Source organism: Flavobacterium sp. 38 (genome assembly GCF_057799715.1).
Window position 1 is genome coordinate 803,362 of sequence record NZ_JBYNWZ010000001.1, and the last position, 25,483, is coordinate 828,844.

Below are 25,483 nucleotides of genomic sequence, written 5' to 3' on the forward strand. Positions count from 1 at the left end.
ATAAATGATATATAAAAAACTCAATTATGATACAGGAAATTATCACATATAAGAATATTGTAAGTGATCTTGAAAATTTGATGAATGATTCTCCTTTCAAAAAAAACTATATTATAGAAAAAGCTGGCATTCCTAGTCCTACATTTTATCGTAAATTGAAGACACAATCTTTTACTCCAGATGAAATGCTTTCAATTGCAAAGATAATTTCGCCAGAAGAAAATTTCAAAATGGAACTGAAAGCAGAAATCGAACAAGCTAAACGAGAATATGAAGCTGGCGATTATTTTACTCATGAAGAAATGTTGGAAGAGTTTAAAAGAAAAGGAATCATTTGATACTAAAGATTAAAAATTGTTAATGGCTTTTGGCGATTATCATAAAATCTTATCAAATGAATCCTATCTTCCTTTATCACATAATATAGGGATGTATATTTCCAAATTAATATTTCATTACATTCTAGATCTTTTCTAAATTTTCCTAAATGAGGATTTTTTTTAAGCAAATGGAGTACATGCACTGTTTCACTTCCAAATTTTTCAACAATTTCGGGATTTCTGTAATGGATTAAATAGTTTCGAATATTATAGAAAGTGTACCTAGCGTTTTTTGACCAAACAATTTTCATCAATAAATTTTCGACAAAAATATAAAAAATAACTTACAGAATTTTTTACAACTCCAACTTTTTCCCTTGTTCTGGATAAATAATCTGAACTCCTAAATCATTTTGATTTTTTAACTGTTCTTTAATTTTTACAATATTCTTTGCAGGAGGTTTTAAATGCGTGATGATAATTTTGAAGTTTTTCAGAGAGCCTTTTCCTGCCAAATCTTCTAGAACATGAAGCTCTTTCATTAAATAATTTGGAGTTAGATGACCAAATAAAAATTTGTCTGGCTGCTCATTTGGAAAAGAAACTTCAATAAAAATGCCTTTTAATTGTTTTCCTTTAACTAGTGGTGCAACAGCTGTCCATAGATCACGGAGATTATTGCTTTTTTCAACTTCGTCTGGCCCCGTGTCTCCTAAATATAATGCATAATCAGTATTGCTTCTAATTAAAAAAGCAGTACTCTCAAACGGATTAACATGACTTAAAGGAAATGCCTTAACCGTCATTTTAGCATTCATTAATAGTGTTTCTTCGCCTAAATTCAAAGTTTGAAAATGGTATTTTCTTAAAGGGAAACCAGGTCCAGCATCTCCAAAATTTGCCCAAGTCTGATCGTTAAAATAATGGTTTTCCATCATTTCCATGCATTTATTTGTCGCATAAACCGTCTTCGAAGAATCGGCTGGAGAATTAATAATTAAACCAGAAACGTGATCTAAATGTGCGTGCGAAATCAAATATCCTTTAATGTATTTTCGTAAAACTTCACTTGTAGAAACTTTAAAAGTTTTCTTTTCAATAGCTTTTTCAATTCCCGCATTTACCGTTCCAGCGTCAAGACAGATATAGTCGTTAGTATTGGAAGGAGCTATTAAGTAAGCAGAAAGATTTTTTTCGTCAATACCGCCCATTACGCCTAAAGGAACTACAGAAAAAGAAGATTTTTCTTTTTGAGAAAACATAGGAGCTGAAACTAAAAGGAAGCAAACAAGAAGCCGACTGAAATGGATCATATTTTTAATTTTAAGTAATGCAAATTTCATTAAATAAATCCAATTATGAGGTTTCGTTTCTGTAAATACTATAAAATAAACTTAAATTTACGTTGATTTATGAATTAAGTTTAATCGTAAATTAATTCTAAAACAATATCTTTACATTAAAATATAACAATTTTAACTAAAAAAGTTACAATGACAACAATAGCATCGCAATTTGGAATGAATGAAGCTCTTGAAAAATTGGGCATCAAGACCGTAAATGAAGGAACATCAACAGGAACAAATAATTTTTCTTCTGGAGAAATTCTAGAAAGCTATTCGCCAGTTGACGGAAAGTTAATTGCTTCGGTAAAAATGTCAACTGCTGAGGATTATGAAAAAGCAATTCAAACTGCTGTAGAAGCGTTTAAGACTTTTAGATTGATTCCGGCGCCACAGCGTGGTGAAATTGTACGTCAGTTTGGAGAAAAATTGAGACAGAATAAAGAAGCTCTTGGTAAATTGGTTTCTTATGAAATGGGAAAATCATTGCAAGAAGGTTTTGGAGAAGTTCAAGAAATGATTGATATCTGTGACTTTGCAGTTGGTTTATCTCGTCAGCTTCACGGATTAACGATGCATTCTGAAAGACCTGGTCACCGTATGTATGAGCAGTATCATCCATTAGGAATTGTTGGAATAATTTCGGCATTCAATTTCCCAGTTGCAGTTTGGTCTTGGAACACGGCTTTAGCATGGATTTCTGGAGATGTTTGCGTTTGGAAACCTTCTGAAAAAACACCTCTTTGCGGTATTGCTTGCCAAAACATTATTGCTCAGGTTATTAAAGAAAACAATCTTCCAGAAGGAATTTCGTGCTTAATAAACGGCGATTATAAAATAGGGGAGTTGCTGACAGCAGACACTCGTATTCCCCTTATTTCTGCTACAGGTTCAACCCGAATGGGAAAAATTGTAGCACAAACCGTTGCAGGAAGATTAGGGAAATCATTATTAGAATTGGGTGGAAACAATGCAATTATTGTTACTCCAGATGCAGATATAAAAATGACGGTAATCGGAGCTGTGTTTGGAGCGGTTGGAACGGCTGGACAGCGTTGTACTTCAACTCGAAGACTGATCATTCACGAAAGTATTTATGATAAAGTAAAAGACGCTTTGGTTGCGGCTTACAAACAATTGAGAATCGGGAATCCGCTTGACGAAAATAATCATGTTGGTCCACTTATTGACACACATGCTGTCGAAATGTACGCAGCAGCTTTGAATAAAGTTGTGGCTGAAGGCGGAAAAATTCTAGTAGAAGGTGGAGTTTTATCTGGTCAAGGTTATGAAAGCGGCTGTTATGTGAAACCTGCAATTGTAGAAGCTGAAAATTCTTTTGAAATTGTACAGCACGAAACATTTGCTCCAGTTTTATACTTGATTCAATACTCCGGCGAAGTAGAAAATGCAATCGAAATTCAAAATGGAGTTGCACAAGGTTTATCGTCGGCAATTATGACGAATAATTTGCGCGAAGCAGAAAGATTTTTATCAGCAACTGGTTCTGACTGCGGAATTGCAAACGTAAATATCGGAACTTCTGGAGCCGAAATTGGTGGTGCTTTTGGCGGTGAAAAAGAAACAGGTGGAGGACGCGAATCAGGTTCTGATGCTTGGAAAATTTACATGCGTCGTCAAACCAATACGATTAATTATACAACAAACCTTCCGCTAGCGCAGGGAATTAAATTTGATTTGTAATTATATAAATATCTGAGATAAGAAAGGCTTCCAAATTTGGAAGCCTTTTTAAGTTAAGTTTAGTTTTACTTTTTTATAAGAGTTTGATTAAATGATCCATCGACAGTATAAATTTTCGCTAGATAAGTTCCAGGAATTAATCCGCTTGTATCAATACTTTGAGAATTTCCAGAATTAACTACTAGATTTCCAGAAATATTGTAAATCAGTACTTTTTGCACTTTTTGCTCAGGATCTGATAAATATAAAGTGCTTGAAACTGGATTTGGATATAAAATAATATCTGAAGTTTTTGTATCGTTTTCTTCTAAAGCTAAATCAGTTGCAGTCGTCATTTTTAATGTTCCTCCGCTGTAAACTGTGTTGATATAGAATAAATTGGCAACAGAACCTTTTGTTATGCTATGAGAACCAGCAGCAATAGAAGCTGTTACAATACCAGCAGATGCGGTGTAAGAAACATTGTCTACTTTAATAGTTCCTGTAAAGTTAGAATCGAAAACCAATGTTAAAGTTGATGCACTTGTTGTTGTGTACGTTATAGAAGTGCTCGATTCAATTTTTAATCGTTGTGTTAGCGTTAAGCCATTATAAGTTACAGAGCCAGGAGTTGAATTCATATTTCCTGTAATAGAATAGAATGAACTTGTTTTTCCAGAAGTTGTAAAATTATGATTTTCAGAACCTCCAGTAGAACCCGTTGTAACGGTTATTGTTCCTGAAGCAGTTACTGGAGTTCCTGCACTTCCAGAAGTGGTTACAGAGTAAGACACATTTGCAGTTGGAGTTCCTGTAATGGTAATGGTTTTTGCCGATGTATTTTTTACAAAAGACAATCCAGAAGCTGGTAATCCAGTTATTGAAGCGTCTGTAGCGTTTCCGCCCCAAGTAAACACAATCGAAGCAATTGCAGTTCCAGAAGAAACAGTTTGGCTATTGTTTCCAGAAGAAGTTAAAGTTTGGTTTCCAGCAGCAGTAACAGTTACAGTTCCTGAACCAGTGGCTGGAGAACCACTAGTTCCAGAAGTTGCAATGGAGTACGAAACTGTTGCAGTTGGCGTACCCGAAATAGTGATAGTTTTTGCTGATGTATTTTTTACAAAAGATAATCCAGAGGCTGGTAATCCCGTTACAGTTGCATCTGTTGCGTCACCACCCCATGTAAATACGATCGAAGAAATAGCAGTTCCGCTTGCAACAGTCTGATTGTTGTTTGAAGCAGATGTTAGCGTTAAAGTCTGTCCGCTTGAAGGCGGATTTCCTTCGCCTTGTACAGCAACTAGAGTTCCTGTATAGTTTGTTAGAGCTGTTTTTAATGCTGTAATAACTAAAGAAGAAGTATCATCTGTCGCATTATTGAATGTCCATTTTAAATCTCCTCCAGAAACACGTCCTGCATATTGAGTCGTTTTAGTTTTTGCCGCTGCTGGAGTATCAACTACTAGATTTTTTACATATAAATTAGCATCTGTATCAAAGTTATTGTAGGTATTAGCGCCCGATTTCGATTTTACAGAACTGCTTACGACTTCTCCTCTTGTAGCAGCTACATAGGCATCAAAATCTGTTGTAGAGCTTATCTTTCCTGAAATATTGTATAAAGGATTTGGATCATTATACGCTACAAAACGCATATTGTTTGTTCCGTTAGAAGCGTCAAAAGTATTGTTAAAAGCTTTGATGCTTCCACCTGCTTCACCAGAGAATGTTCCCATTGTTCCTGCGTTATTCACTTGGTTCGCTTCGTCCCAAATATCAGTACCTTGCAGTGAAGTTAGCATTGGATGCTTGCTGTTTCTATAATAATTTCCTTCAACAAAAAGTGAAGATCCTAACGTTGAACCTGCTCCATATTTAGAAACGCCATCATAATAGTTGTTGTAAATATGTGCAGAATAATAGCGCACTCGTGGATGACGAGAATCAGAATGGTCAAACCAGTTGTGGTGATACGTGATGTACAATCCTGAAGTTGTACCTTCGCTTAAACCTAAAAGACTTGCTTTTCCATTGTCCCAAAAGTGGTTGTAAGACAATGTAATATAAGTCGAAGTTTTGTTGTCTAATGCTCCGTCGCCTTTTATTTGGTCGGCATCGCTTCCTGCATTTCCATAGAATAAATCGCAGTTATGTACCCAAACGTGATCGTTGTCTTGCTGCATTCCTACGTTATCACCTGCAGTACTGTTACAGTTCATAAATCCAAGATTACTAACTTCTATGTTTGAAGCCGATTTCAATCTAACTCCCCAGCCATTTGCAACAGCGTCGTCACCAATACCTTCAAATGTAACATAACTTGAAGCATTGTTTGCATTTTCAATAACAACATCACCGCCTTCCATAACGGTCATATCGGTGATATTTCCAATCAAGCGAATAATGAACGGACGCGTATCTTTTCCTTTTTTAATAGCATACAAAATATTTTGTAAACCAATGCATGGATTTGAACTTGCCCCAGTAATATTCATAGAAATGGTGTTTTTGGTATTTTGCGTAATATAAAGAATTACGGCATTATCCTTTGGAGTTCCGTCAGCTTTATATCCGCCAGGAATACGGCCGCTTTCAAAAGCAAATCCATTTCGGTCATGTGCTGCCACAGTTAAGTTTCCCGTTGTGGTTCCAGTTCCCTCGTTGCCATTTATAACTGGCTTTACTTTTACGGTATAAGTTCCTGCTTTTAACCCAGGAATATCAGCGCGAAAATAAGAGCCATAACTTCTAATAAGTTGGTCGTCAATTTTTTTGTCTGTAAATCCGTTACCCGTGTAGTAAACATTGTAGGTCTGGGCACCGCTGACTGGCTGCCACTTTACAAAAGCATATTCCAACCAGCCGGAAGCTTCATTGATAGTTTGGGCCCATAATTGAGCTGTCATAAGAAAGACAGCTACGAAAAGTAGGTTTTTTTTCATAGTGTTTGTTTAAGATAGTTAATAAAATAAGTAAGTGGTTTTACTTTCGACTCCAAGTGGTTTAATTGTAATCGATTACACAAAATTATATATTAATTTTTAATACCGTAATTTTTTTACTAAAAAAAAGAATATACTTAATTTTTTTAGCTTTTAAAATATTAAAAATGTAATTAATTGCATGAATTGTAATTTATTACACATTGATTATTGTGTAAGCAAAGCCGTAATTTATTAGCTTTTTAGAATTTTACAATTTAAACAGGAAGAATTTCGAGGATTTGTAATTTTTTTTAATTACATAAATTACATTTCCTTTTTTTGTAGGAAAAGAATTCTTTTTGTTTTTTGAAGAACAGATTATTCTTAAAGATTTAATCTCAAAATTTACATTTAAACTTCAAAAAAGTAAATTTATTAAAATAAAAAAAGCCCTTTTGATTTTACTCAAAAGGGCTTAAATTTTTATAAAGAAGAATTAATCCTTACTATAAAGCTTAGCTAAAAGTCTTAGGAATTCAATGTATAACCAAACCAATGTAATCATTAATCCCATCGCTCCGTACCATTCCATAAATTTTGGCATTCTTTCTCTTGCACCTTTTTCAATTAAATCAAAATCTAAGAATAAATTAAGAGCAGCAATAATAATTACAAAAACACTGATCCCAATACTCATCATAGAATTTCCATAATGAACAGGCTGCCAGCTTGTAAATAGAGAGACTAACCAAGAGATTAAGTAATAAGTAGCAATTGCCAATGTTGCCGCAACAACCACAGATTTAAATTGTTCTGTAACCTTAACAATTCTGAATTTGTATAATCCTAAACAAACTAAGAAAGTAACTAGAGTTGCACCAACTGCATTAATTACGATTCCTGGAAATTTTAATTCAAATATTGCAGAAATCCCTCCAATAAACAATCCTTCAAATAAAGCATATCCCGGAGCTAGGTAAGGCGAAGCCTGTGGTTTAAATGAAGAAACCAACACTAAAATAAAACCAATAATTGCACCTCCAATTGTTGGAAGCATCGGATTCATCCCGTTAAAAGCCATCCACCATGTTACCATAGCAGCACCGCATAAAATAAGAAATAAAATTGCTGTTTTATTGATTGTTCCAGACACCGTCATTTCTTGATTGTAATCAATAATCTGAGCTTGGTGTACTTCTGTTCTTGAGTCAGCATTTGAAAAACGCTTGCTGTTTAAAAATGGATTTTTTGAATTAAAGTTCATAATTTAATACATTTAATTGAACCCAAATATATGGAGATTTTTTGAAGTGCAATCTCCGAAGAGAATTATTTAACATGAATTTCTGTTCTTTATAAAGCAAAAAAATCCATCAACCGAGACTGATGGATTTTTCTATATATTGTATTTTTTATCTTAATTCAATAAGTCTAAAACTAATGAAGGGAATAAACCAATAATAATATTTAAAGCAATTGAAACTACAGCAGTTGCGTAAATAAGGAATGGTCTTCCTGTTCTTTCCTGATTTGGTTCTTTAGAATACATAGCAAGAATTAATTTGAAATAGTATCCAACACTAATGATAGAGTTAATTACGGCAACAATTACTAAACCGATATATCCTGCTTGAATAGTTTGGTTGAATAAGAATAATTTAGCAAAGAATCCAGAGAAAATAGGAATACCTGCCATCGACAATAATGAACCTGTAAGGATTGCAGCCAATAACGGATTTGTTTTTCCTAAACCGTGGAAATTGGTAATGTCTTCATTGTCATGATCTCTGCAAACATATAAAATTACGCTGAAAGCTGCGATTCCTGATAATGCGTAAGCAGCAGTGTAGTATAATAAAACGCCAGCAGAAGCTGAAACAGTTAATAATGTCATTAACATGAAACCTGCGTGAGAGATTCCAGAGAAAGCCAACATACGTTTTACGTTTACTTGTCTTAATGCCATAATATTACCAACAGACATTGAAGCAATAGAAAGAACAACGACAATAATTTCAAATGTGTGTAAAAGATCTTGGTTGTCTAATGAAGCAATTAAATTTAAACCAGAAACCAATTTAAATAGCGTTGCAATTGCTACCACTTTTGCCAATGTGCTCATTAAAGCAGTTGTTAAAGCTGGTGAGCCTTCGTAAACATCTGGAGCCCAGAAATGGAAAGGTACAGCAGCTACTTTAAATAACATACCGATAACCATTAAAATCATACCGATTGGAAACCAGATTGGCAACTCAGCAGAAAGTGCGCTTTCGTGAATTTCGCTAATATCAAAACTTCCCATTGCACCGTAAATCAAGCAGATTCCAAATAAGATAATTCCAGAAGCAAAAGATCCCATCAAGAAATACTTCATACCGGCCTCGTTGCTCTTAATATTTAAACGATCGCTTGCTGCCAAAACATACAAAGCGATAGATAGAATTTCAATTCCTAAAAAGAACATTGCTAAGTTTCCAAAAGAAACCATTGCTACAGCTCCAGCCAGTAAGAAAACTTTAATAGCAACATAATCTGAAATTTTCGTTGGATGATTATGGTAGAAATTATGGCTTAATGCTACAAGGAAAATCGTCAGGACAATAAACAATGATGAAAAAGAAGTAGAGAACTTACTTACTGTAATCATATTGTTGTAATAACTTTGTTCCATTCCGAATTCGCAGAAATTGATTGCCAATACCCCTAGTAGACCTAAAATGGTAAAAGGAACGATGGCTTTTCTTAAATTAAGAATTTCAAACAATAGGCAGAAAATACCCAATCCTGTTATAGCTATTAATGTATTCATTTTTATCTTTTTGATTTAGGATTTCAATTTTTAAATGTAATCCTAATTTATTTTTTGTTTAAAATATTAGTTCTTATTGATAACTTGTAAAATGTTTTCCAAGCTTGGTGTAATCAAATCTGTGATTGGTTTTGGATAAAATCCGAAGAACAATAAAACAGCTATAATTACGGCGAAAGAAATTCCTTCGTTAAGCGTCACATCAGCAAAAGCTTTTGAGTTGGTTTCTCCCAACATTACGTGCTGGAACATTCTCAACATATAATAAGCTCCTAAAATAATAGTCGTTCCTCCTAAAATAGCAAACCAAATATTAATTTGAGATAAGCTGTATAAAACAGTAAATTCTCCAACAAAGTTAAATGTACTTGGTAATGCAACAGAAGCCAATACTAAGATTAAAAACATTGAAGCAAATTTTGGAGACTGTGTACGAATACCGCCCATTTCTGCAATTTCTCTAGTTTCATATCTTCTAAAAATAACTTCAGCAGCGAAGAATAATCCAACAACCACAAAACCGTGAGCAATCATTTGTAAAACCGCACCTCTTAAACCATCAAGTGTTAAGGTATAAGAAGCCGCCGCGATTAAACCAACGTGTGCAAGAGAAGAATAAGCTAATAATTTTTTAAGATCATTTTGTCTTAAGGCCACAATTGAGCCATAAATTACACCTGCAATTCCTAAAGCAATAAAGATGTACATGTATTCTTTTGCAGCAGTTGGCGCAAGTGGCAATTGCCATCTAAGAACACTGTAAAGTCCCATTTTTAGCATGATACCAGATAAAAGCATTGTTCCAACAGTTGGTGCTTTTTGGTACACATTTGCCTGCCACGTGTGGAAAGGGATAATCGGAATTTTAATAGCATAAGCTAAGAAGAAAGCCAAGAAAATCCAGAATTGCTCGCAAGCAGATAAATTTAATTTATATAAATCTTCAATTAAGAAAGATCCTGCTTTTGTGTATAAGTAAATAAAAGCAGTTAACATGAATAACGATCCAGCAAGTGTGTAAATAAAGAATTTAACCACTGCTTTTCTGCGTTCTTCAGCATCGCCATTACCCCAGATTAAAGCAATAAAGTAAATCGGAACAAGAGCAAGCTCCCAGAAAATATAATATAAAAGACCGTCAGAAGCTAAGAAAGTTCCTGTCATAGCAAATGCCATAAAAAGAATTAATCCGTAGAAAGCTTTTGCGTTTTTATATTCATTTCCAAAAGAAGAAAATATAATTATAGGAGTAAGGGCTGCAGTTAATAAAACCATTGCCAATCCTAATCCGTCAGCATTTAAAGCGAAAGAAATTTTCGGCTGTGTGATCCAGCTGTTGATTACGCTGATGTTCTCACCAGCATTATAATTATTCAATAATACAATTGAACATCCTAAAGCAACTAAGCTGAAAAGCAAAGCAACTTTTGAAGCTAGTTTGTCACCAGAAAAATAAGTGGCAAATGCACCAATTAAAAGTATAATTAATATAGTAGAAACGTTCATAGTTATAATATTATTGAGCTAAAAATATATAGGAAATAATGGCACACATTCCTAAAACAAATACAAATAGATATAATCCGATACTTCCTGATTGTAATCTCTTTCCTTGATAAGCGATTTCGTTCGTCACTTTACCTAATCCGAAAACAAGAGCAGATAAACCAGTTTCGATATAATCTCTAAAGAATTTAGATAAGCTATTAATTGGCTGAACAAATACGGCATCGTAAACTTCGTCTACATAATATTTGTTGTATAAAACTTTGCTTAAACCTGTAATGTTTTCATCAGATTCCGGTATATTGTCCTGCTTGAAGTATTTTACGTAAGCAATTAAAATTCCTAATAATCCACCAAGAACAGCAACACCCATTAAAGTATATTCAGTTGTACCTAAGTGATGCTCTTCGCCTGCTACTTTTGTGAAAAGAGGAGCTAGGTAATGATTTAACCAGCTGTTTCCAGGTAAACTAATTAATCCACCGAAAGTGGCTAAAATAGCTAAGATGATTAATGGAATAGTAATTAAAGAACCACTTTCGTGTAAATGATGTTTTTGCTCTTCTGTTCCTCTAAATTCTTTGAAGAAAGTCAAGAACATTAAACGGAACATATAGAAAGCTGTCATAATTGAAGCAACAGATCCAACAACGTATAATGGAATACTGTGGTGGAAAGCGGTCAATAAGATTTCGTCTTTAGAAAAGAATCCAGAGAAGAATGGAACTCCAGAAATGGCTAATGAAGAAATTAACATGGTCCAGAATGTAATTGGCATCGCTTTACGCAAACCTCCCATGTTACGCATGTCTTGCTCTCCGTGTAATCCGTGAATTACAGATCCAGAACCTAAGAATAAACAAGCTTTAAAGAAAGCGTGAGTGATTACGTGGAAAACAGCTACTTCGTAAGCTCCAAATCCTAATGCTAAAAACATTAATCCTAATTGAGAAACTGTAGAATAAGCTAAAACTTTTTTGATATCTGTCTGTACTAATCCAATTGTAGCAGCAACCAATGAAGTGATAGCTCCAATAATTGCGATTACATTTTGTACATCATGAGCTAAGTCAAATACAAAATTTAATCTTGTTACCATAAAGATACCTGCAGTTACCATCGTAGCCGCATGGATCAATGCAGAAACTGGAGTTGGCCCAGCCATCGCATCAGGTAACCAAGTATATAAAGGAATTTGAGCAGATTTACCACAAGCTCCAATAAATAAGCATAAAGCAGCTAAAGAAAGTAATGGTAAATTTAAATCAGCTGTTCCTGCAATTGCAGTTTTTAAAGTCGAATAATCCAAAGTTGAAAACATCGATCCGATGATGAACATTCCGATTAATAAACCTAAATCTCCAATTCTGTTCATGATGAAAGCTTTTTTTGCAGCATCATTGTAATCTTGGTTTTTATGCCAGAATCCAATTAATAGGTAAGAACAAAGTCCAACACCTTCCCAACCGATGAAAAGAACTAATAAGTTGCTTCCAATTACAAGCGTAATCATAAAGAATACGAACAGATTTAAATACGCAAAAAACTTGTGCATATTCTCATCGTCATGCATGTAACTGATAGAATATAAGTGAATCAAAGATCCGATTCCAGTTACGAATAATAACCAAAGAACAGATAATTGATCTAATAAAAATCCAAGATTGATTTTTAAGTTGCTAATTTGAATCCAATCAAATAAAGTAACCTCAATTCCTTTTCCTGTTGAAGTTATTTGATTAAAAAGTAAAAGAGAAACTACAAAAGAAATCGCTACAGCAACAGTTCCGATTGCACCAGAAGCTGTTTTTCCTAAGCTTTTTCCAAAAAAGACATTTACTAGAAAACCTAGTAAAGGAGTTAAAACTAAAATTAAAGCTAAATTGGTATCCATTTCTGATTATCCTTTTAAATTTTTTAAATTATCGATACTAATTGATCCGATATTTCTAAAGATAGAAACTAAAATGGCCAATCCTACCGCAACTTCGGCTGCAGCAACCGCCATCGAGAAGAACACAAAAACTTGTCCTTGCGCATCTTGATGATAAGTTGAAAAAGCAACAAATAAAAGGTTTACCGCATTCAACATAATTTCGATAGACATGAAAACGATAATAGCATTTCGTCTGTACAATACACCAAAAATACCAATACAGAAAAGTACAACACTCAAAAAGATGTAGTTTTCAATACCTATTTGATTTAATATATTACCCATTATTTATTTAATTTTTCTTTTTTAGACAATAGAACTGTTCCAATCATAGCAACCAAAAGTAAGATCGAAGCAAATTCGAAAGGAACCATATATTCGTCCAATAAAATTTTACCTAAAACTTTAATTGATTGGAAATCTTCTCCAGTAGAGTCGTATTCACCCACAATTGGTTTCGAGTTAATAAAGATTGTAATCAAAACAATCAAGATTAAACAGAAAGAAACAATAGCGCCAAGACGTGTAATTCTAGGACGGTGAACTTCTCGTTGTTCGTTCAGGTTCATCAACATGATGGTAAACAGGAACAGAATCATAATAGCTCCAGAGTAGACTATTATATGAACAACAGCTAAGAATTGAGAATTTAATAGTAAATAATGACCAGCAATTGAGAAGAAACAGATTACCAAATAAATGGCACTGTGAATCGGGTTTCTGCTGAAAATAGTCAAGAAAGCAGTAATAACGGTAATAAACGCTAAAAAGCAAAAGATAACTTGAACAGTTGTTGCGTGTGCAAAATCAGGAATATGTATCATTTAGTTAGCGTTTTTAAGTTGAGCGTTTTTCAAAGCCATTTCTAAAGGCATTACTAATTTATCTTTCCCGAAAATGAAATCTTCTCTGTTGTAGCTAGCAGGAACTAACACTTTAGATTCAGTCAAGTAAATAGCGTCTTTTGGACAAGCTTCTTCACATAAACCGCAGAAAATACAACGAAGCATATTGATTTCGTAGATTTCTGCATATTTCTCTTCTCTGTACAAGTGTTTTTCATCTGGCTTGCGTTCTGCAGCTTTCATCGTAATTGCTTCTGCAGGGCAAGATAATGCACATAATCCGCAAGCAGTACAGTTTTCACGGCCTTGTTCGTCGCGTTTCAGCATGTGCTGACCACGGTAAACTGGACTCATTTCACGAACTTGCTCAGGGTAATGAATGGTAACTTTTTTTCTAAAAAGGTGCTTTACTGTAATAACCAGACCTTTTACAATCGCCACAAGATACAATCGCTCAACAAAAGACATGTCTTTATTTGACACCACCTTTTTTCTACCCGATAATGATATAGTTTCTATTGACATTTTTACTATTATAGTTTATGATTTACAATTTGACATCAATCAAATTCAAAATCTATTTTGTTTTTTATTTGAAGCTAATCCTGCTATCCGCTATATCTTATATTTTTTAAAGAAAAAAATATAAGGATGCCGCTTCTATCAGGGCTAGGGCATTACGGTTCTTAGAAGCCTAAGGCAGCTAAGATTTCGTGTCTTAAAATAACAACACCTGTTATCATGATATTAATAATCGAAAGTGGAATTAAAATTCTCCAGCCTAAATTCATTAATTGGTCATATCTAAATCTTGGAATTGTCCAACGTACCCACATGTAAAAGAATATGAAGAAACATATTTTTACAAATAATGCTGCAATTCCTAATAAGTTAGCTGCATTTACACCTACATTTTCTACCATCCATTGCATTCCTGGGTAGTTGTATCCACCAAAGAATAAAACAGAAATAATAGTAGAAGAGATAAACATACTCGCATATTCAGCAAATAAATAGAATCCCATTTTCATTGACGAATATTCTGTATGGTAACCTCCAATTAACTCGTTTTCACATTCTGCTAAATCGAAAGGAGTTCTGTTTGTTTCTGCAAATGAACAGATTAAGAAAATTAAGAATGATAATGGCTGATAAAAAACGTTCCAGTTCATTCCTTGCTGCTGTAATGAGATTTCTTTTAAACTCATTGTTCCGGTCATCATCAATAAAGCGATTATTGATAATCCCATTGCAACCTCGTAAGAAACCATCTGAGAAGCAGCACGAATAGCTCCCATCAAAGAGAATTTATTGTTAGAAGCCCATCCACCAATCATGATGCCGTAAACTCCAACAGAAAGAACTCCAAAAATGTATAATAAAGCAATATTTACATCAGTAGCCTGAAGAATAATGTCTCTTCCGAAAAGGTGTAAACGATCTCCCCACGGAATTACAGCACTTGTCATCAAAGCTGTACTCATCGAAATTGCGGGACCTACGACGAATAAGAATCTATTAGGAGTGTTTGGGAAAAATTCTTCTTTCGAGAATAATTTCATACCATCTGCAAGCGGCTGTAATAAACCTCCCCATCCTGCACGGTTTGGTCCAACACGGTCTTGCAAGAAAGCAGCAACTTTACGCTCTGCCCAAGTAGAATACATGGCCATAATCATTGTAACCGCAAAAACGACTACAATAACAACACTTTTTTCTATAATTAACGCACTTTCCATTTCTTACTATTTTTGGTCTTTATCAGTTAATGGAATTGCTGCCATACTAATCTTTTTACGGTCAATATCACGGCCTAAAAGAATGTTCTTTTCTGTGTCGATCGTTACTTTCTCTAATTTCTGAGTGTAATTATTTTGATTGATTACAGAGTCTTTTTCAAATTCTCTTGGACCTTCAATTACCCAATCCTTCACATCTTTATGATCAAAACGACAGCTGTTGCAGATGAATTCTTCCACTTCATGGTACTCGTCTTTACGGCCAGTTACACGCTGAATTTCTCCACCAAACATCCAAACGGTAGTTTTTCCGCAACATCCTGGAGTTGTACATTCTCTGTGTGCGTTGTAAGGTTTGTTAAACCAAACTCTTGATTTAAAACGGAAAGTTTTATCTGTTAAAGCTCCAACTGGACAAACATCGATCATGTTTCCAGAGAACTCATTTGTAATAGCTTTAGAAATACAAGTCGAAATATTAGCGTGATCACCACGGTCTAATACCCCGTGAACTCTGTTGTCTGTCAATTGATCTGCAACTTGTACACATCTTTGGCAAAGAATACAACGGTTCATGTGAAGTTGAATATTCGGACCAATATCTTCTGGTTCAAATGTTCTTTTTTCTTCAATGTAACGCGACTTCGGATTTCCGTGTTCAAAACTTAAATTCTGTAAATCACACTCTCCAGCCTGATCACAAATAGGGCAGTCTAATGGGTGATTGATTAATAAAAATTCTGTTACAGATTTACGTGCTTCCGTTACTCTTGCAGACGATTTACTGTTTACTTCCATACCATCCATACATCCTGTTACACAAGATGCCATCAATTTTGGCATTGGTCGCGGGTCAGCTTCACTTCCTTTAGAAACTTCAACTAAACAACAACGGCATTTTCCGCCACTGCCTTTTAATTTTGAGTAATAGCACATGGCTGGCGGAACTAAATCTCCACCAATCATACGTGCAGCCTGCAGGATCGTTGTTCCTGGTTCTACGTCTATACTTTGACCGTCTATGGTTACTTTCATCTCTTATTGATTTGAATGTTGAAAGTAAGAATATTCAAAAGAGTTGCTGTCCTTTTAATATTTTTAACTTTATAACTTTCTGCTATATATTTTTATACGATTACTTTACCGCCAACTAAATGTTTAACCTGAGAAAAAGGCTCAGCTACAAAGTGATCTCTATTTTTAATTTTTTCTGGGAAACGAACGTGATATTCGAATTCGTCTCTAAAGTGGCGAATTGCTGCAGCTACTGGCCAAGAAGCAGCGTCACCAAGTGGACAAATTGTGTTTCCTTCAATTTTACTTTGAATGCTCCACAATAATTCGATATCTTCTTCACGGCCTTGACCGTTTTCGATTCTCCATAAGATTTTTTCCAACCATCCAGTTCCTTCACGGCAAGGAGTACATTGTCCGCAAGATTCGTGGTGGTAGAAACGAGCAAAGTTCCAAGTGTTTCTAACCACACAAGCAGTGTCGTTGTAAACGATAAATCCTCCAGAACCTAACATAGATCCAGTTGCAAAACCACCATCACTAAGAGATTCGTAAGTCATTAATCGATCTTCTCCGTTTGCTGTTTTGAAGATTAATTCAGCTGGTAGAATCGGCACAGAAGAACCTCCAGGGACAAATGCTTTCAAAGGTCTGCTTGAAGACATTCCTCCTAAATATTCATCAGAATTCATGAATTCGTCAACACTTAAACCTAATTCAATTTCGTAAACTCCAGGATTTTTAATGTGTCCAGAAGCAGAAATTAATTTAGTTCCAGTAGAACGTCCAATTCCAATTTTAGCATAATCATCACCAGAATTGTTTACAATCCAAGGCACCGTTGCAATAGTTTCCACATTGTTCACTACTGTTGGGTTTGCCCAAAGACCAGAAACCGCTGGGAAAGGTGGTTTAATACGAGGATTTCCTCTTTTACCTTCCAAAGATTCGATTAATGCAGTTTCTTCTCCACAGATATATGCTCCAGCTCCACAGTGAACGTGAAGTTCTAAATCATATCCTGATCCTAATATATTTTTTCCTAACCAACCGGCAGCTTTTGCTTCGGCGATTGCTCTTTCTAAGATTTTGAAAACCCACATATATTCTCCACGAATGTAGATATAAGATAGGTTAGCGCCTAGAGCATAGCTTGAAGTAATCATTCCTTCGATCAATAAGTGAGGAATATATTCCATCAAGAAACGATCTTTGAATGTTCCTGGCTCAGACTCATCGGCATTACACACTAAGTGTCTTGGTCTTCCTGATTTTTTATCAATAAAGCTCCATTTCATTCCAGCAGGGAAACCTGCACCGCCACGACCACGTAATCCTGATTTTTTTACTTCTTCAGTAACTTCATCTGGAGTAAGTGTTTTTAAAGCTTTTTCTACAGAAGCATAACCACCATTTTGGCGATATACTTCGTAGGTTTTAATTCCAGGAATATTGATTTTATCTAATAATATTTTTTGTGACATCTTATTTATCGTGTAATATTATTTTATCCTCTTTACAATCAGCAATAATCTGATCGATTTTCTCTTCTGTCAGTTTTTCTTTGTAGAAATCTCCCAACTGCATCATCGGAGCGTATCCGCAAGCGCCTAAACATTCTACGCCAGCAATGGTAAACATTCCGTCTGGAGTTGTTTCGCCCATTTTAATGCCTAGTTTTTCAGAAGTGTAATCCATCAAATCTTCAGCACCTCTTAAACAGCAGCAAGAAGTCTGGCAGAACTCAAACATATACTTGCCAATTGGCTTTTGGTTGAACATCGTATAGAAAGTAACCACCTCATAAACCTCAATCGGTTTTATCTGAAGAATCTCGGCAACTTTATCTTGAAGTTCAATGCTAAGCCAGTTGTTGTGTGCATCCTGAACTTCGTGCAAAACAGGCAGTAAAGCCGATTTTTGTTTGCCCTCAGGATAATGACTGATCAATTCATTGATGCGGTTCATCAATGCCTCAGTCATATTTATTTCTTGTTTGTAATGTTTACGTTCCATTTTTATTTTAGATTTTAGATTTTAGTCCCGATAGCTATCGGGATAGATTTTTTCAAATCTTTGTCCAATCCGTATTCTGCAATCTTGTTAATTTTAGATTTCTGAGTTTAGATTTTAGATTTTTTCAAATCTGCATCTATAATCTGTATCTATAATTTTTTAAGTTTTAGATTCTTCAATCTTTATTTGGGTTAGATTTATGACTCTAAATTTTAAAATCTGCGAAGCAATCTAAAATCTAAACTCTTAAATCTACAATCAATTACGCGTCTAATTCTCCTGCAATTACGTTCAAACTTGATAAGATGATAATTGCATCAGAAAGCATAGCGCCTTTAATCATTTCTGGGAATGCTTGATAATAAATAAAGCAAGGTCTTCTGAAATGTAATCTATATGGAGTTCTACTTCCGTCTGTTACTAAATAGAATCCAAGTTCTCCATTTCCTCCTTCTACTGGGTGATATACTTCTGCAACTGGCACAGGAACTTCTCCCATTACGATCTTAAAGTGATAAATTAAAGATTCCATAGAAGTATAAACATCTTCTTTTGGAGGAAGGTAGTAATCTGGAACTTCAGCATGGTATTCGTTTCCTGGAGGCATTTTCTCTAGCGCCTGACGAATAATGCTTAAACTTTCCCAAACTTCAGCATTACGAACACAGAAACGATCGTAAGTGTCTCCTGATTTTCCAACAGGGACAATAAAATCGAAATCTTCGTAAGAAGAGTAAGGCTGTGCTACACGTACGTCGTAATCAACTCCTGCAGCACGTAAGTTTGGACCTGTAAATCCGTAAGCCATAGCTTTTTCGGCAGTAATTCCACCTACGTTTACAGTTCTATCAAGGAAAATTCTATTTCTTTCGAATAAGTTTTGGAATTCCTGCCAAACTGGAGGGAATTCTTCAAGGAAAGCATCTAGTTTTTTGAAAACTTCTGGAGACCAGTCTCTTTCAAAACCACCAATTCTTCCCATATTGGTTGTTAAACGAGCACCACAAATTTCTTCGTAGATTTCGTAGATTTTTTCTCTAAATTGGAAAACATATAAGAAACCAGTATACGCACCAGTATCTACACCTAAAATTCCGTTACATATAATGTGGTCTGTAATACGAGCCAGCTCCATAACGATAACTCTTAAATATTGAGCTCTTTTAGGAACTTCAATACCTAATAGTTTTTCTACTGTCATCCACCATCCCATATTATTAATAGGAGACGAACAATAGTTCATACGGTCTGTAAGAGGTGTAATTTGATAAAAAGGACGATTTTCGGCAATTTTTTCGAAAGCTCTGTGGATGTAGCCAATAGTTGGCTCAGCCTCAAGAATTTTTTCACCATCCATCAACAAGATATTTTGGAAAATACCGTGTGTAGCTGGGTGAGTCGGACCTAAATTCAGTACAGAAAGTTCGCTTCCGTCGTCATTTAGTCTCTCCTTAATTATTTTAGCATAACGATGCTCTGGTGGTAATAATAGTTCTGACATTTTATAATGTTGAATTATTTTTTAGCAATTTGTTGTTGTTCTTCCAAAGAACCTGTCATCCTTATCAGTTCTTCCGCTGTCTTCCAATGGGAATTCTTTTCTCATTGGGTGAGACTGCATTTCGTCCATATTCAAAATACGTTTCAATTGAGGATGGCCTATAAAGTCAATTCCATAGAAATCGAAAGTCTCTCTTTCCATCCAGTTGGAAGACAAGAAAATATTTGAAATTGATTTTATTTCTGGTTTTTCTCCGTTTAGAAAAACTTTGATTTTTAATCTTTTGTTTTCGTACCAGTTGTGTAAATGATAAACAACTGCAAACTGACGTTCCGCTTCATTATCTGGGTAATGAATACCGCATAAGTCAGTTAAGAAATGAAATTTTAATTCTGGATCGTTTTTAAGGAATAGAATCAACGGTGTGATTTTATCAGCCGAAGCTTCTAAAGAAAAAATATCTCTTTCTTGTTGAAAGTTAAAAACATCATTGCTGAATGTTTCTACAAGTTTGTCTTGAATTTGGGTATTTTCTAAAGCCATCTTATGAGATATTATATGAAGCTAATAATTCTTGGTATTCTGGTGAGCTTCTTCGTCTCACAGATTCGCTTTTTACTAAATCTTGCAATCTCATAACTCCATCAACAATTTGTTCTGGTCTTGGCGGGCATCCTGGCACATAAACGTCAACCGGAATTACTTTGTCAATTCCTTGAAGAACAGAGTACGTATCAAAAACTCCTCCTGAAGAAGCACAAGCTCCAACAGCAATTACCCAGCGTGGTTCAGACATTTGTTCGTAAACTTGTCTTAAAATTGGCGCCATTTTTTTAGAAATAGTTCCCATTACTAAAAGCATATCAGCTTGACGAGGAGAGAAACTTACACGTTCAGAACCAAATCGAGCTAAATCGTAGTGAGATGCCATTGTTGCCATGAATTCAATACCACAGCATGAAGTCGCGAAAGGAAGCGGCCATAATGAGTTGGCTCTTGCTAAACCAACAACATCACTAAGTTTTGTAGCGAAGAAACCTTCACCAGTAACTCCTTCTGGCGGCGCAACCATATTTACTTTTGAATCGCTCATTTTATTTTAGATTTCTGATTTTAGATTTTAGATTTTTTAAATCGTAAAAAGTAAAATCAATTTTTTAAATCAGTACTTTAAATTTGAGTTCAAATTTTAAATCTCAGTATTAGATAAATCTAAAATCTCAGATCTAAAATCTAAAATCATTTATTCCCACTCTAATGCCTTCTTTTTGATGATATAAAAGAAACCAACTAAAAGTAAAGACATGAAAACTATCATTTTTAACATTCCTTCAACTCCTAAGTCTTTGAAGTTTACTGCCCATGGGTAAAGGAAAATAACCTCTACGTCGAATAATACGAACAAAATAGCAACTAAGAAGTATTTTACTGAGAAAGGAATACGGGCGTTACCAACAGATTCGATACCGCATTCGAAGTTTTTATCTTTAACTTCAGAGGTTCTTCTAGGTCCTAATTTTCCAGAAATAATGATTGTTCCTACCACAAAACCAACAGCTAGAATAAACTGCATTAAAATAGGAATGTAACTGTATTGATCAGATTGCATAAACTTCGATTTTTTACTTAAAAAATGAGCCACAAAGATAACTTGGAACTCTGTAAAACACAAGCTAAAGGAGGAGATAAGTAGTGCTTGAAACCGCGTTTATGTGTAATTTTTATTCATTATAAATAACATTGCGTTATTTTAATATTTTTTTAAGAAATGGGTAAAAAAAAACGTCCCGATATTTCGAGACGTTTTCTGAGACCATTCAGAGGCAAAAAAAATAAATTGCTATATTTTTCTTAGATTACTGCTACTTTAGCAGCAACTTTCCCTTTTCTTCCTTCTTCTTCTTCGTAGCTTACACGGTCACCTTCGCGTAATTCTTCCGCGTTAATTCCTGAAGCGTGAACGAAGATGTCCTTTCCTGTTTCTTCGTCTGTAATGAATCCATAACCTTTAGATTCATTGAAAAATTTTACTGTACCTGTACGCATTGTAATTGTAATAATAATTTATAATAAAACAAATGTAATATATAAAATAATACAAAAGACATCTACGTGTTAATTTTTTGTAAAAATTATTGATTTACAGTGTTTTTACGCGGTTTATTGCATCAATTTATTTATAGAATAGTGAAATTTGCGAATCATTAATTGTAAGAATCTAAAAATATTGCATTTGTAAGAATTTGATAATTCAAAAAAAATAGCCTTAAGATTTTTCTTAACATTTTATTAAACCAAAAAACGCGCTGCAATTGCAACGCGTTTTTAGTTTTTATGAAGGAACTATTTAAAACTAAGCAATATCTACTTTAATTTTTAGTTCTTTTAATTGTGCATCATCAATTGCAGCAGGTGCATCGATCATTACGTCGCGCCCAGAATTATTTTTTGGGAAAGCGATAAAATCTCTAATTGTTTCTTGTCCGCCTAAGATGGCAACCAGTCTGTCCAAACCAAAAGCAAGACCTCCGTGTGGCGGTGCTCCAAATTGGAAAGCATCCATTAAGAAACCAAATTGCGCTTTTGCTTCTTCTTCGGTAAATCCTAAATATTTAAACATCAATTGCTGTGTCGCCTTATCGTGGATACGAATAGATCCTCCACCGATTTCGTTTCCGTTCAAAACCATATCGTATGCATTTGCGCGAACTTTTCCTGGTTCTGTTTCCAATAAAGCCATATCTTCTGGTTTTGGAGACGTAAATGGGTGGTGCATTGCATGGTAACGGCCACTTTCTTCGTCAAGCTCTAATAATGGGAAATCTACAACCCAAAGAGGTGCAAATTCCTCTGGATTACGCAATCCTAAACGAGTTGCTAGTTCCATACGTAAAGCAGAAAGTTGTGCGCGTGTTTTGTTTGCAGGACCAGAAAGTACAAAAATCATATCGCCAGGATTTGCTTCTGTAGTTTTTGCCCAATTTGCTAAATCATCATTATCGTAAAATTTATCTACAGATGATTTATAAGTTCCATCTTCGTTGCATTTTACGTAAACCATTCCAGATGCTCCCACTTGCGGACGTTTAACCCAGTCAATTAATCCGTCGATTTCTTTACGAGTGTAGTTTCCTGCTCCTGGAACAGCAATTCCGACAACTAATTCTGCTGCGTTGAATACAGGAAATTCTTTATGTTGTGCAAACTCGTTTAATTCTCCAAACTTCATTCCGAAACGAATGTCTGGTTTATCGTTTCCGTATGTTTTCATGGCATAGTCGTAAGTAATTCTTGGGAATTTCTCTACTTCAATACCTTTAATTTCTTTTAATAAATGTCTTGTCAATCCTTCAAAAACATTCAAAATATCTTCTTGTTCCACAAATGCCATTTCGCAGTCAATTTGTGTAAACTCTGGCTGACGGTCTGCACGTAAATCTTCATCACGGAAACATTTTACAATTTGGAAATATTTATCCATTCCTCCAACCATCAAAAGTTGTTTGAAAGTTTGCGGAGATTGTGGCAAAGCATAAAACTGACCTTCGTTCATACGGCTTGGCACAACGAAATCTCTAGCTCCTTCTGGAGTAGATTTAATTAAATAAGGAGTTTCAACTTCACAGAAATCCAAATCAGATAAATATTTACGAACTTCCATTGCCACTTTGTGACGGAACAATAAACTGTTTTTTACAGGATTTCTTCTGATGTCCAAATAACGGTATTTCATTCTGATATCTTCTCCACCGTCTGTTTCATCTTCAATCGTAAAAGGTGGAGTTAAAGCCGAATTTAAAATTGTTAATTCAGAAACTAAAATTTCGATTTCACCTGTTGGAATATTTTTGTTTTTAGCTTCACGCTCAATTACAGTTCCTTTTACCTGAATTACAAATTCTCTTCCTAGAGTTTTTGCCAATTCAAAAACGGTTTTATCGGTACGGCTTTCGTCAAAAATAAGTTGTGTAATTCCGTAACGGTCACGTAAGTCAACCCAATTCATAAATCCTTTATCACGAGATTTTTGAACCCATCCCGCTAGTGTAACTTCCGTATTAATATTTGAGGCATTTAATTCGCCACAATTATGACTTCTATACATAATCAAAATTTTAGACTGCAAAAGTAAACACAAAATTCAAATTAATATAGTAAAGTGAGAAGTTGATGCAGAATAATTTTAAATATTTTGTTAATTGTCAAATCTGAAAGCTTTAATTTATTTAGTTTTGATTATCTAAAAACTAATTATAATACCTATGAAAAAACTTTTTATTGCGGGTTTGGTAATTTTTAATGCTTTGAATGTTATCGGTCAGAGCAAAAATTCAATAAAATTTACTGCTAAGATTGCCAATAGAAATAGCGATACTCTTGTAATAAGAGGTAGAGATAATTTCAGACAAGTAATTCCAATTGATAAAAAGGAAGTTTTTGCTGCAACTTTTGATGCTCCTCAGGGGTTTTATGTGTTTTCTGACGGAAAGGAATCTTCTAATTTATACTTAAAGCCAAATTCTGAAATCAATTTAACAATGGATGCAAAAGAATTTGACGAAACTATTGTTTATAAAGGTAAAGGTGTTGATGAAAGTAATTTTTTAGCACAGCAAGCCCTAAAGGACGAAAACTTTCAGAAAGATGCTTTTACTAAAGAACCAGCTGAATTTACTGCTTTGCTTGACGGCAAATTAAAATCGGATACAGAAAATTTAGAAAAGAATAATTTTGATCCAGAGTTTAAAAAATCTTTAAAACTTAGTTTCGAAAGTTTTCACCAATATGGCACAGAACAATACGAGAGAGCTGCAAAAGCTAATAAATTGACAGGAAAACCTTCTCCAGGTTTTGACTATGATAACTATAAAGGAGGAAAAACAAAACTTTCTGACTTGAAAGGAAAATATGTTTACATTGATGTTTGGGCAACTTGGTGCGCACCTTGTAGAGCTGAGATTCCGTATTTACAAAAGATCGAAGAGAAATATCATGGAAAGAATATTGAATTTGTGAGTATTTCTATTGATAAACTGAAAGACACTGAGAAATGGAAAAAATTTGTAAATGATAAGCATCTTGGCGGTACACAGCTATTGGCTGACAAGGATTGGGAATCTGAGTTTGTTGTTAACTACGGTATATTAGGAATTCCGAGATTTATCTTGATAGATCCAAATGGAAATATTCTGAAATCTGAAGCGGCAAGACCGTCTGATCCTGAATTAGATAAACAGCTTAGCGCATTATTGAACTAAATTTTTTACGAAATTTAAAACGTTTTCGTAAAATAGCATTTTTTATAAAACACCAGTAAAACCAGTGCCTGAGCGCTGGTTTTTTGTTTTTTTGCGGTTTTCCAATGTTAAGTTTTTATTTTATGTTACCAAATTGTTAAGCAAAAGTTTTTTTAATGTAAACATTTGATTATATTTGATAAAGATTTCTTAACATTAAATACCTAAAGATATGAAAAAGAGTGTAATTTTAGCTGCAATATTGTTCTCAGGAATTGTAGTTGCACAAGAAGGAAAGCCTGAATTGGAAGCTGCTGGAAACAAGGTAAAAGCAACGTATTACTATGACAATGGTAAAGTACAGCAGGAAGGCTTTTTTAAAGACGGTAAATTAGACGGTGTTTGGGTATCTTATGACGTAAATGGAAACAAAAAAGCCGTTGGAGAATATACAGACGGAGTAAAAACTGGAAATTGGATTTATTTTAATGAAAACAGTTTAAACGAAGTTGCGTATGTAGACAATAAAGTAAGCTCGGTTAAAAGCTTACAGAAAAATGCTTTAGCAAACAGAAATTAATCATAATTTCAGAAACCCCAATTATAAAAA

At 34.5% G+C, this 25,483-nt stretch carries 23 protein-coding genes; 4 read left to right on the forward strand and 19 right to left on the reverse strand.

What is annotated here, in order from left to right; translation table 11 throughout:
* Nucleotides 1–26 precede the first annotated feature (26 nt).
* On the forward strand, nt 27–338 hold the full coding sequence (locus tag AC3E9W_RS03460; protein WP_488766896.1) for a hypothetical protein: 312 nt from the start codon (nt 27–29) through the stop codon (nt 336–338).
* A 338-nt stretch (nt 339–676) separates the two neighbouring features.
* Here the strand turns inward: AC3E9W_RS03460 and AC3E9W_RS03465 are convergent, their stop codons facing one another.
* Nucleotides 677–1,633 (reverse strand): MBL fold metallo-hydrolase, encoded by a 957-nt coding sequence (locus AC3E9W_RS03465; RefSeq protein WP_488766897.1) that lies wholly within the window; start codon nt 1,631–1,633, stop codon nt 677–679.
* Between the two features lie 180 nt (nt 1,634–1,813).
* On the opposite strand from AC3E9W_RS03465, the gene amaB reads away from it, so the two are divergent.
* Complete coding sequence (amaB, locus tag AC3E9W_RS03470; protein WP_488766899.1) at nt 1,814–3,367, forward strand: L-piperidine-6-carboxylate dehydrogenase; 1,554 nt, start codon at nt 1,814–1,816, stop codon at nt 3,365–3,367.
* A gap of 65 nt (nt 3,368–3,432) precedes the next feature.
* Here amaB and AC3E9W_RS03475 read toward each other — a convergent pair whose 3' ends face one another.
* From AC3E9W_RS03475 to aspS, 18 genes are all read right to left on the reverse strand, one after another.
* On the reverse strand, nt 3,433–6,288 hold the full coding sequence (locus AC3E9W_RS03475) for a pectate lyase family protein (protein WP_488766901.1): 2,856 nt from the start codon (nt 6,286–6,288) through the stop codon (nt 3,433–3,435).
* Nucleotides 6,289–6,766: 478 nt separating this feature from the next.
* Nucleotides 6,767–7,534, reverse strand: a complete 768-nt coding sequence (locus AC3E9W_RS03480; protein WP_306154553.1) for a Bax inhibitor-1/YccA family protein — start codon at nt 7,532–7,534, stop codon at nt 6,767–6,769.
* Between the two features lie 153 nt (nt 7,535–7,687).
* A complete protein-coding gene (locus AC3E9W_RS03485) occupies nt 7,688–9,079 on the reverse strand; it encodes an NADH-quinone oxidoreductase subunit N (protein WP_488766903.1) in 1,392 nt (463 codons plus the stop codon).
* A gap of 66 nt (nt 9,080–9,145) precedes the next feature.
* The gene (locus AC3E9W_RS03490) at nt 9,146–10,585 is read right to left on the reverse strand and encodes a complex I subunit 4 family protein (protein WP_456891277.1); all 1,440 of its coding nucleotides are present in this window, start codon (nt 10,583–10,585) and stop codon (nt 9,146–9,148) included.
* Nucleotides 10,586–10,595: 10 nt separating this feature from the next.
* The gene (gene nuoL, locus AC3E9W_RS03495) at nt 10,596–12,479 is read right to left on the reverse strand and encodes an NADH-quinone oxidoreductase subunit L (protein WP_488766904.1); all 1,884 of its coding nucleotides are present in this window, start codon (nt 12,477–12,479) and stop codon (nt 10,596–10,598) included.
* 6 nt (nt 12,480–12,485) lie between these two features.
* The gene (nuoK, locus tag AC3E9W_RS03500) at nt 12,486–12,806 is read right to left on the reverse strand and encodes an NADH-quinone oxidoreductase subunit NuoK (protein ID WP_008466103.1); all 321 of its coding nucleotides are present in this window, start codon (nt 12,804–12,806) and stop codon (nt 12,486–12,488) included.
* Nucleotides 12,806–13,345 carry an NADH-quinone oxidoreductase subunit J family protein gene (locus AC3E9W_RS03505; RefSeq protein ID WP_125718840.1) on the reverse strand — a complete coding sequence of 180 codons (540 nt, stop codon included), beginning with the start codon at nt 13,343–13,345 and terminating at the stop codon, nt 12,806–12,808. The genes nuoK and AC3E9W_RS03505 overlap by 1 nt, the downstream gene beginning before the upstream one ends.
* The gene (locus AC3E9W_RS03510; protein WP_456891272.1) at nt 13,346–13,891 is read right to left on the reverse strand and encodes a NuoI/complex I 23 kDa subunit family protein; all 546 of its coding nucleotides are present in this window, start codon (nt 13,889–13,891) and stop codon (nt 13,346–13,348) included.
* A 161-nt stretch (nt 13,892–14,052) separates the two neighbouring features.
* On the reverse strand, nt 14,053–15,105 hold the full coding sequence (gene nuoH, locus AC3E9W_RS03515) for an NADH-quinone oxidoreductase subunit NuoH (RefSeq protein ID WP_456891271.1): 1,053 nt from the start codon (nt 15,103–15,105) through the stop codon (nt 14,053–14,055).
* 6 nt (nt 15,106–15,111) lie between these two features.
* Complete coding sequence (locus AC3E9W_RS03520) at nt 15,112–16,140, reverse strand: NADH-quinone oxidoreductase subunit G (RefSeq protein ID WP_306154567.1); 1,029 nt, start codon at nt 16,138–16,140, stop codon at nt 15,112–15,114.
* Between the two features lie 92 nt (nt 16,141–16,232).
* Nucleotides 16,233–17,603 carry an NADH-quinone oxidoreductase subunit NuoF gene (gene nuoF, locus AC3E9W_RS03525; RefSeq protein ID WP_109191391.1) on the reverse strand — a complete coding sequence of 457 codons (1,371 nt, stop codon included), beginning with the start codon at nt 17,601–17,603 and terminating at the stop codon, nt 16,233–16,235.
* A gap of 1 nt (nt 17,604) precedes the next feature.
* Nucleotides 17,605–18,135: a complex I 24 kDa subunit family protein gene (locus AC3E9W_RS03530; protein ID WP_379827605.1), complete on the reverse strand. Its 531-nt coding sequence runs from the start codon at nt 18,133–18,135 to the stop codon at nt 17,605–17,607.
* Nucleotides 18,136–18,397: 262 nt separating this feature from the next.
* Nucleotides 18,398–19,636: an NADH-quinone oxidoreductase subunit D gene (locus tag AC3E9W_RS03535; protein WP_306154571.1), complete on the reverse strand. Its 1,239-nt coding sequence runs from the start codon at nt 19,634–19,636 to the stop codon at nt 18,398–18,400.
* Nucleotides 19,637–19,657: 21 nt separating this feature from the next.
* Nucleotides 19,658–20,179 (reverse strand): NADH-quinone oxidoreductase subunit C, encoded by a 522-nt coding sequence (locus AC3E9W_RS03540; RefSeq protein WP_306154573.1) that lies wholly within the window; start codon nt 20,177–20,179, stop codon nt 19,658–19,660.
* Nucleotide 20,180: 1 nt separating this feature from the next.
* Entirely contained in the window at nt 20,181–20,729 is a 549-nt protein-coding gene (locus AC3E9W_RS03545) for an NADH-quinone oxidoreductase subunit B (protein ID WP_111378918.1), read from the reverse strand.
* Between the two features lie 150 nt (nt 20,730–20,879).
* Nucleotides 20,880–21,245, reverse strand: coding sequence for an NADH-quinone oxidoreductase subunit A (locus tag AC3E9W_RS03550; RefSeq protein ID WP_306154575.1), 366 nt, complete (start codon nt 21,243–21,245; stop codon nt 20,880–20,882).
* A gap of 242 nt (nt 21,246–21,487) precedes the next feature.
* A complete protein-coding gene (locus AC3E9W_RS03555; RefSeq protein ID WP_007137066.1) occupies nt 21,488–21,682 on the reverse strand; it encodes a cold-shock protein in 195 nt (64 codons plus the stop codon).
* Nucleotides 21,683–21,989: 307 nt separating this feature from the next.
* Nucleotides 21,990–23,741 (reverse strand): aspartate--tRNA ligase, encoded by a 1,752-nt coding sequence (aspS, locus tag AC3E9W_RS03560; RefSeq protein WP_488766908.1) that lies wholly within the window; start codon nt 23,739–23,741, stop codon nt 21,990–21,992.
* 157 nt (nt 23,742–23,898) lie between these two features.
* Here aspS and AC3E9W_RS03565 point away from each other — a divergent pair, with 157 nt between their 5' ends.
* Nucleotides 23,899–24,894, forward strand: coding sequence for a TlpA family protein disulfide reductase (locus AC3E9W_RS03565; protein WP_125718860.1), 996 nt, complete (start codon nt 23,899–23,901; stop codon nt 24,892–24,894).
* Nucleotides 24,895–25,105: 211 nt separating this feature from the next.
* The gene (locus AC3E9W_RS03570; protein WP_306154625.1) at nt 25,106–25,453 is read left to right on the forward strand and encodes a toxin-antitoxin system YwqK family antitoxin; all 348 of its coding nucleotides are present in this window, start codon (nt 25,106–25,108) and stop codon (nt 25,451–25,453) included.
* The last annotated feature ends 30 nt before the right edge of the window (nt 25,454–25,483 follow it).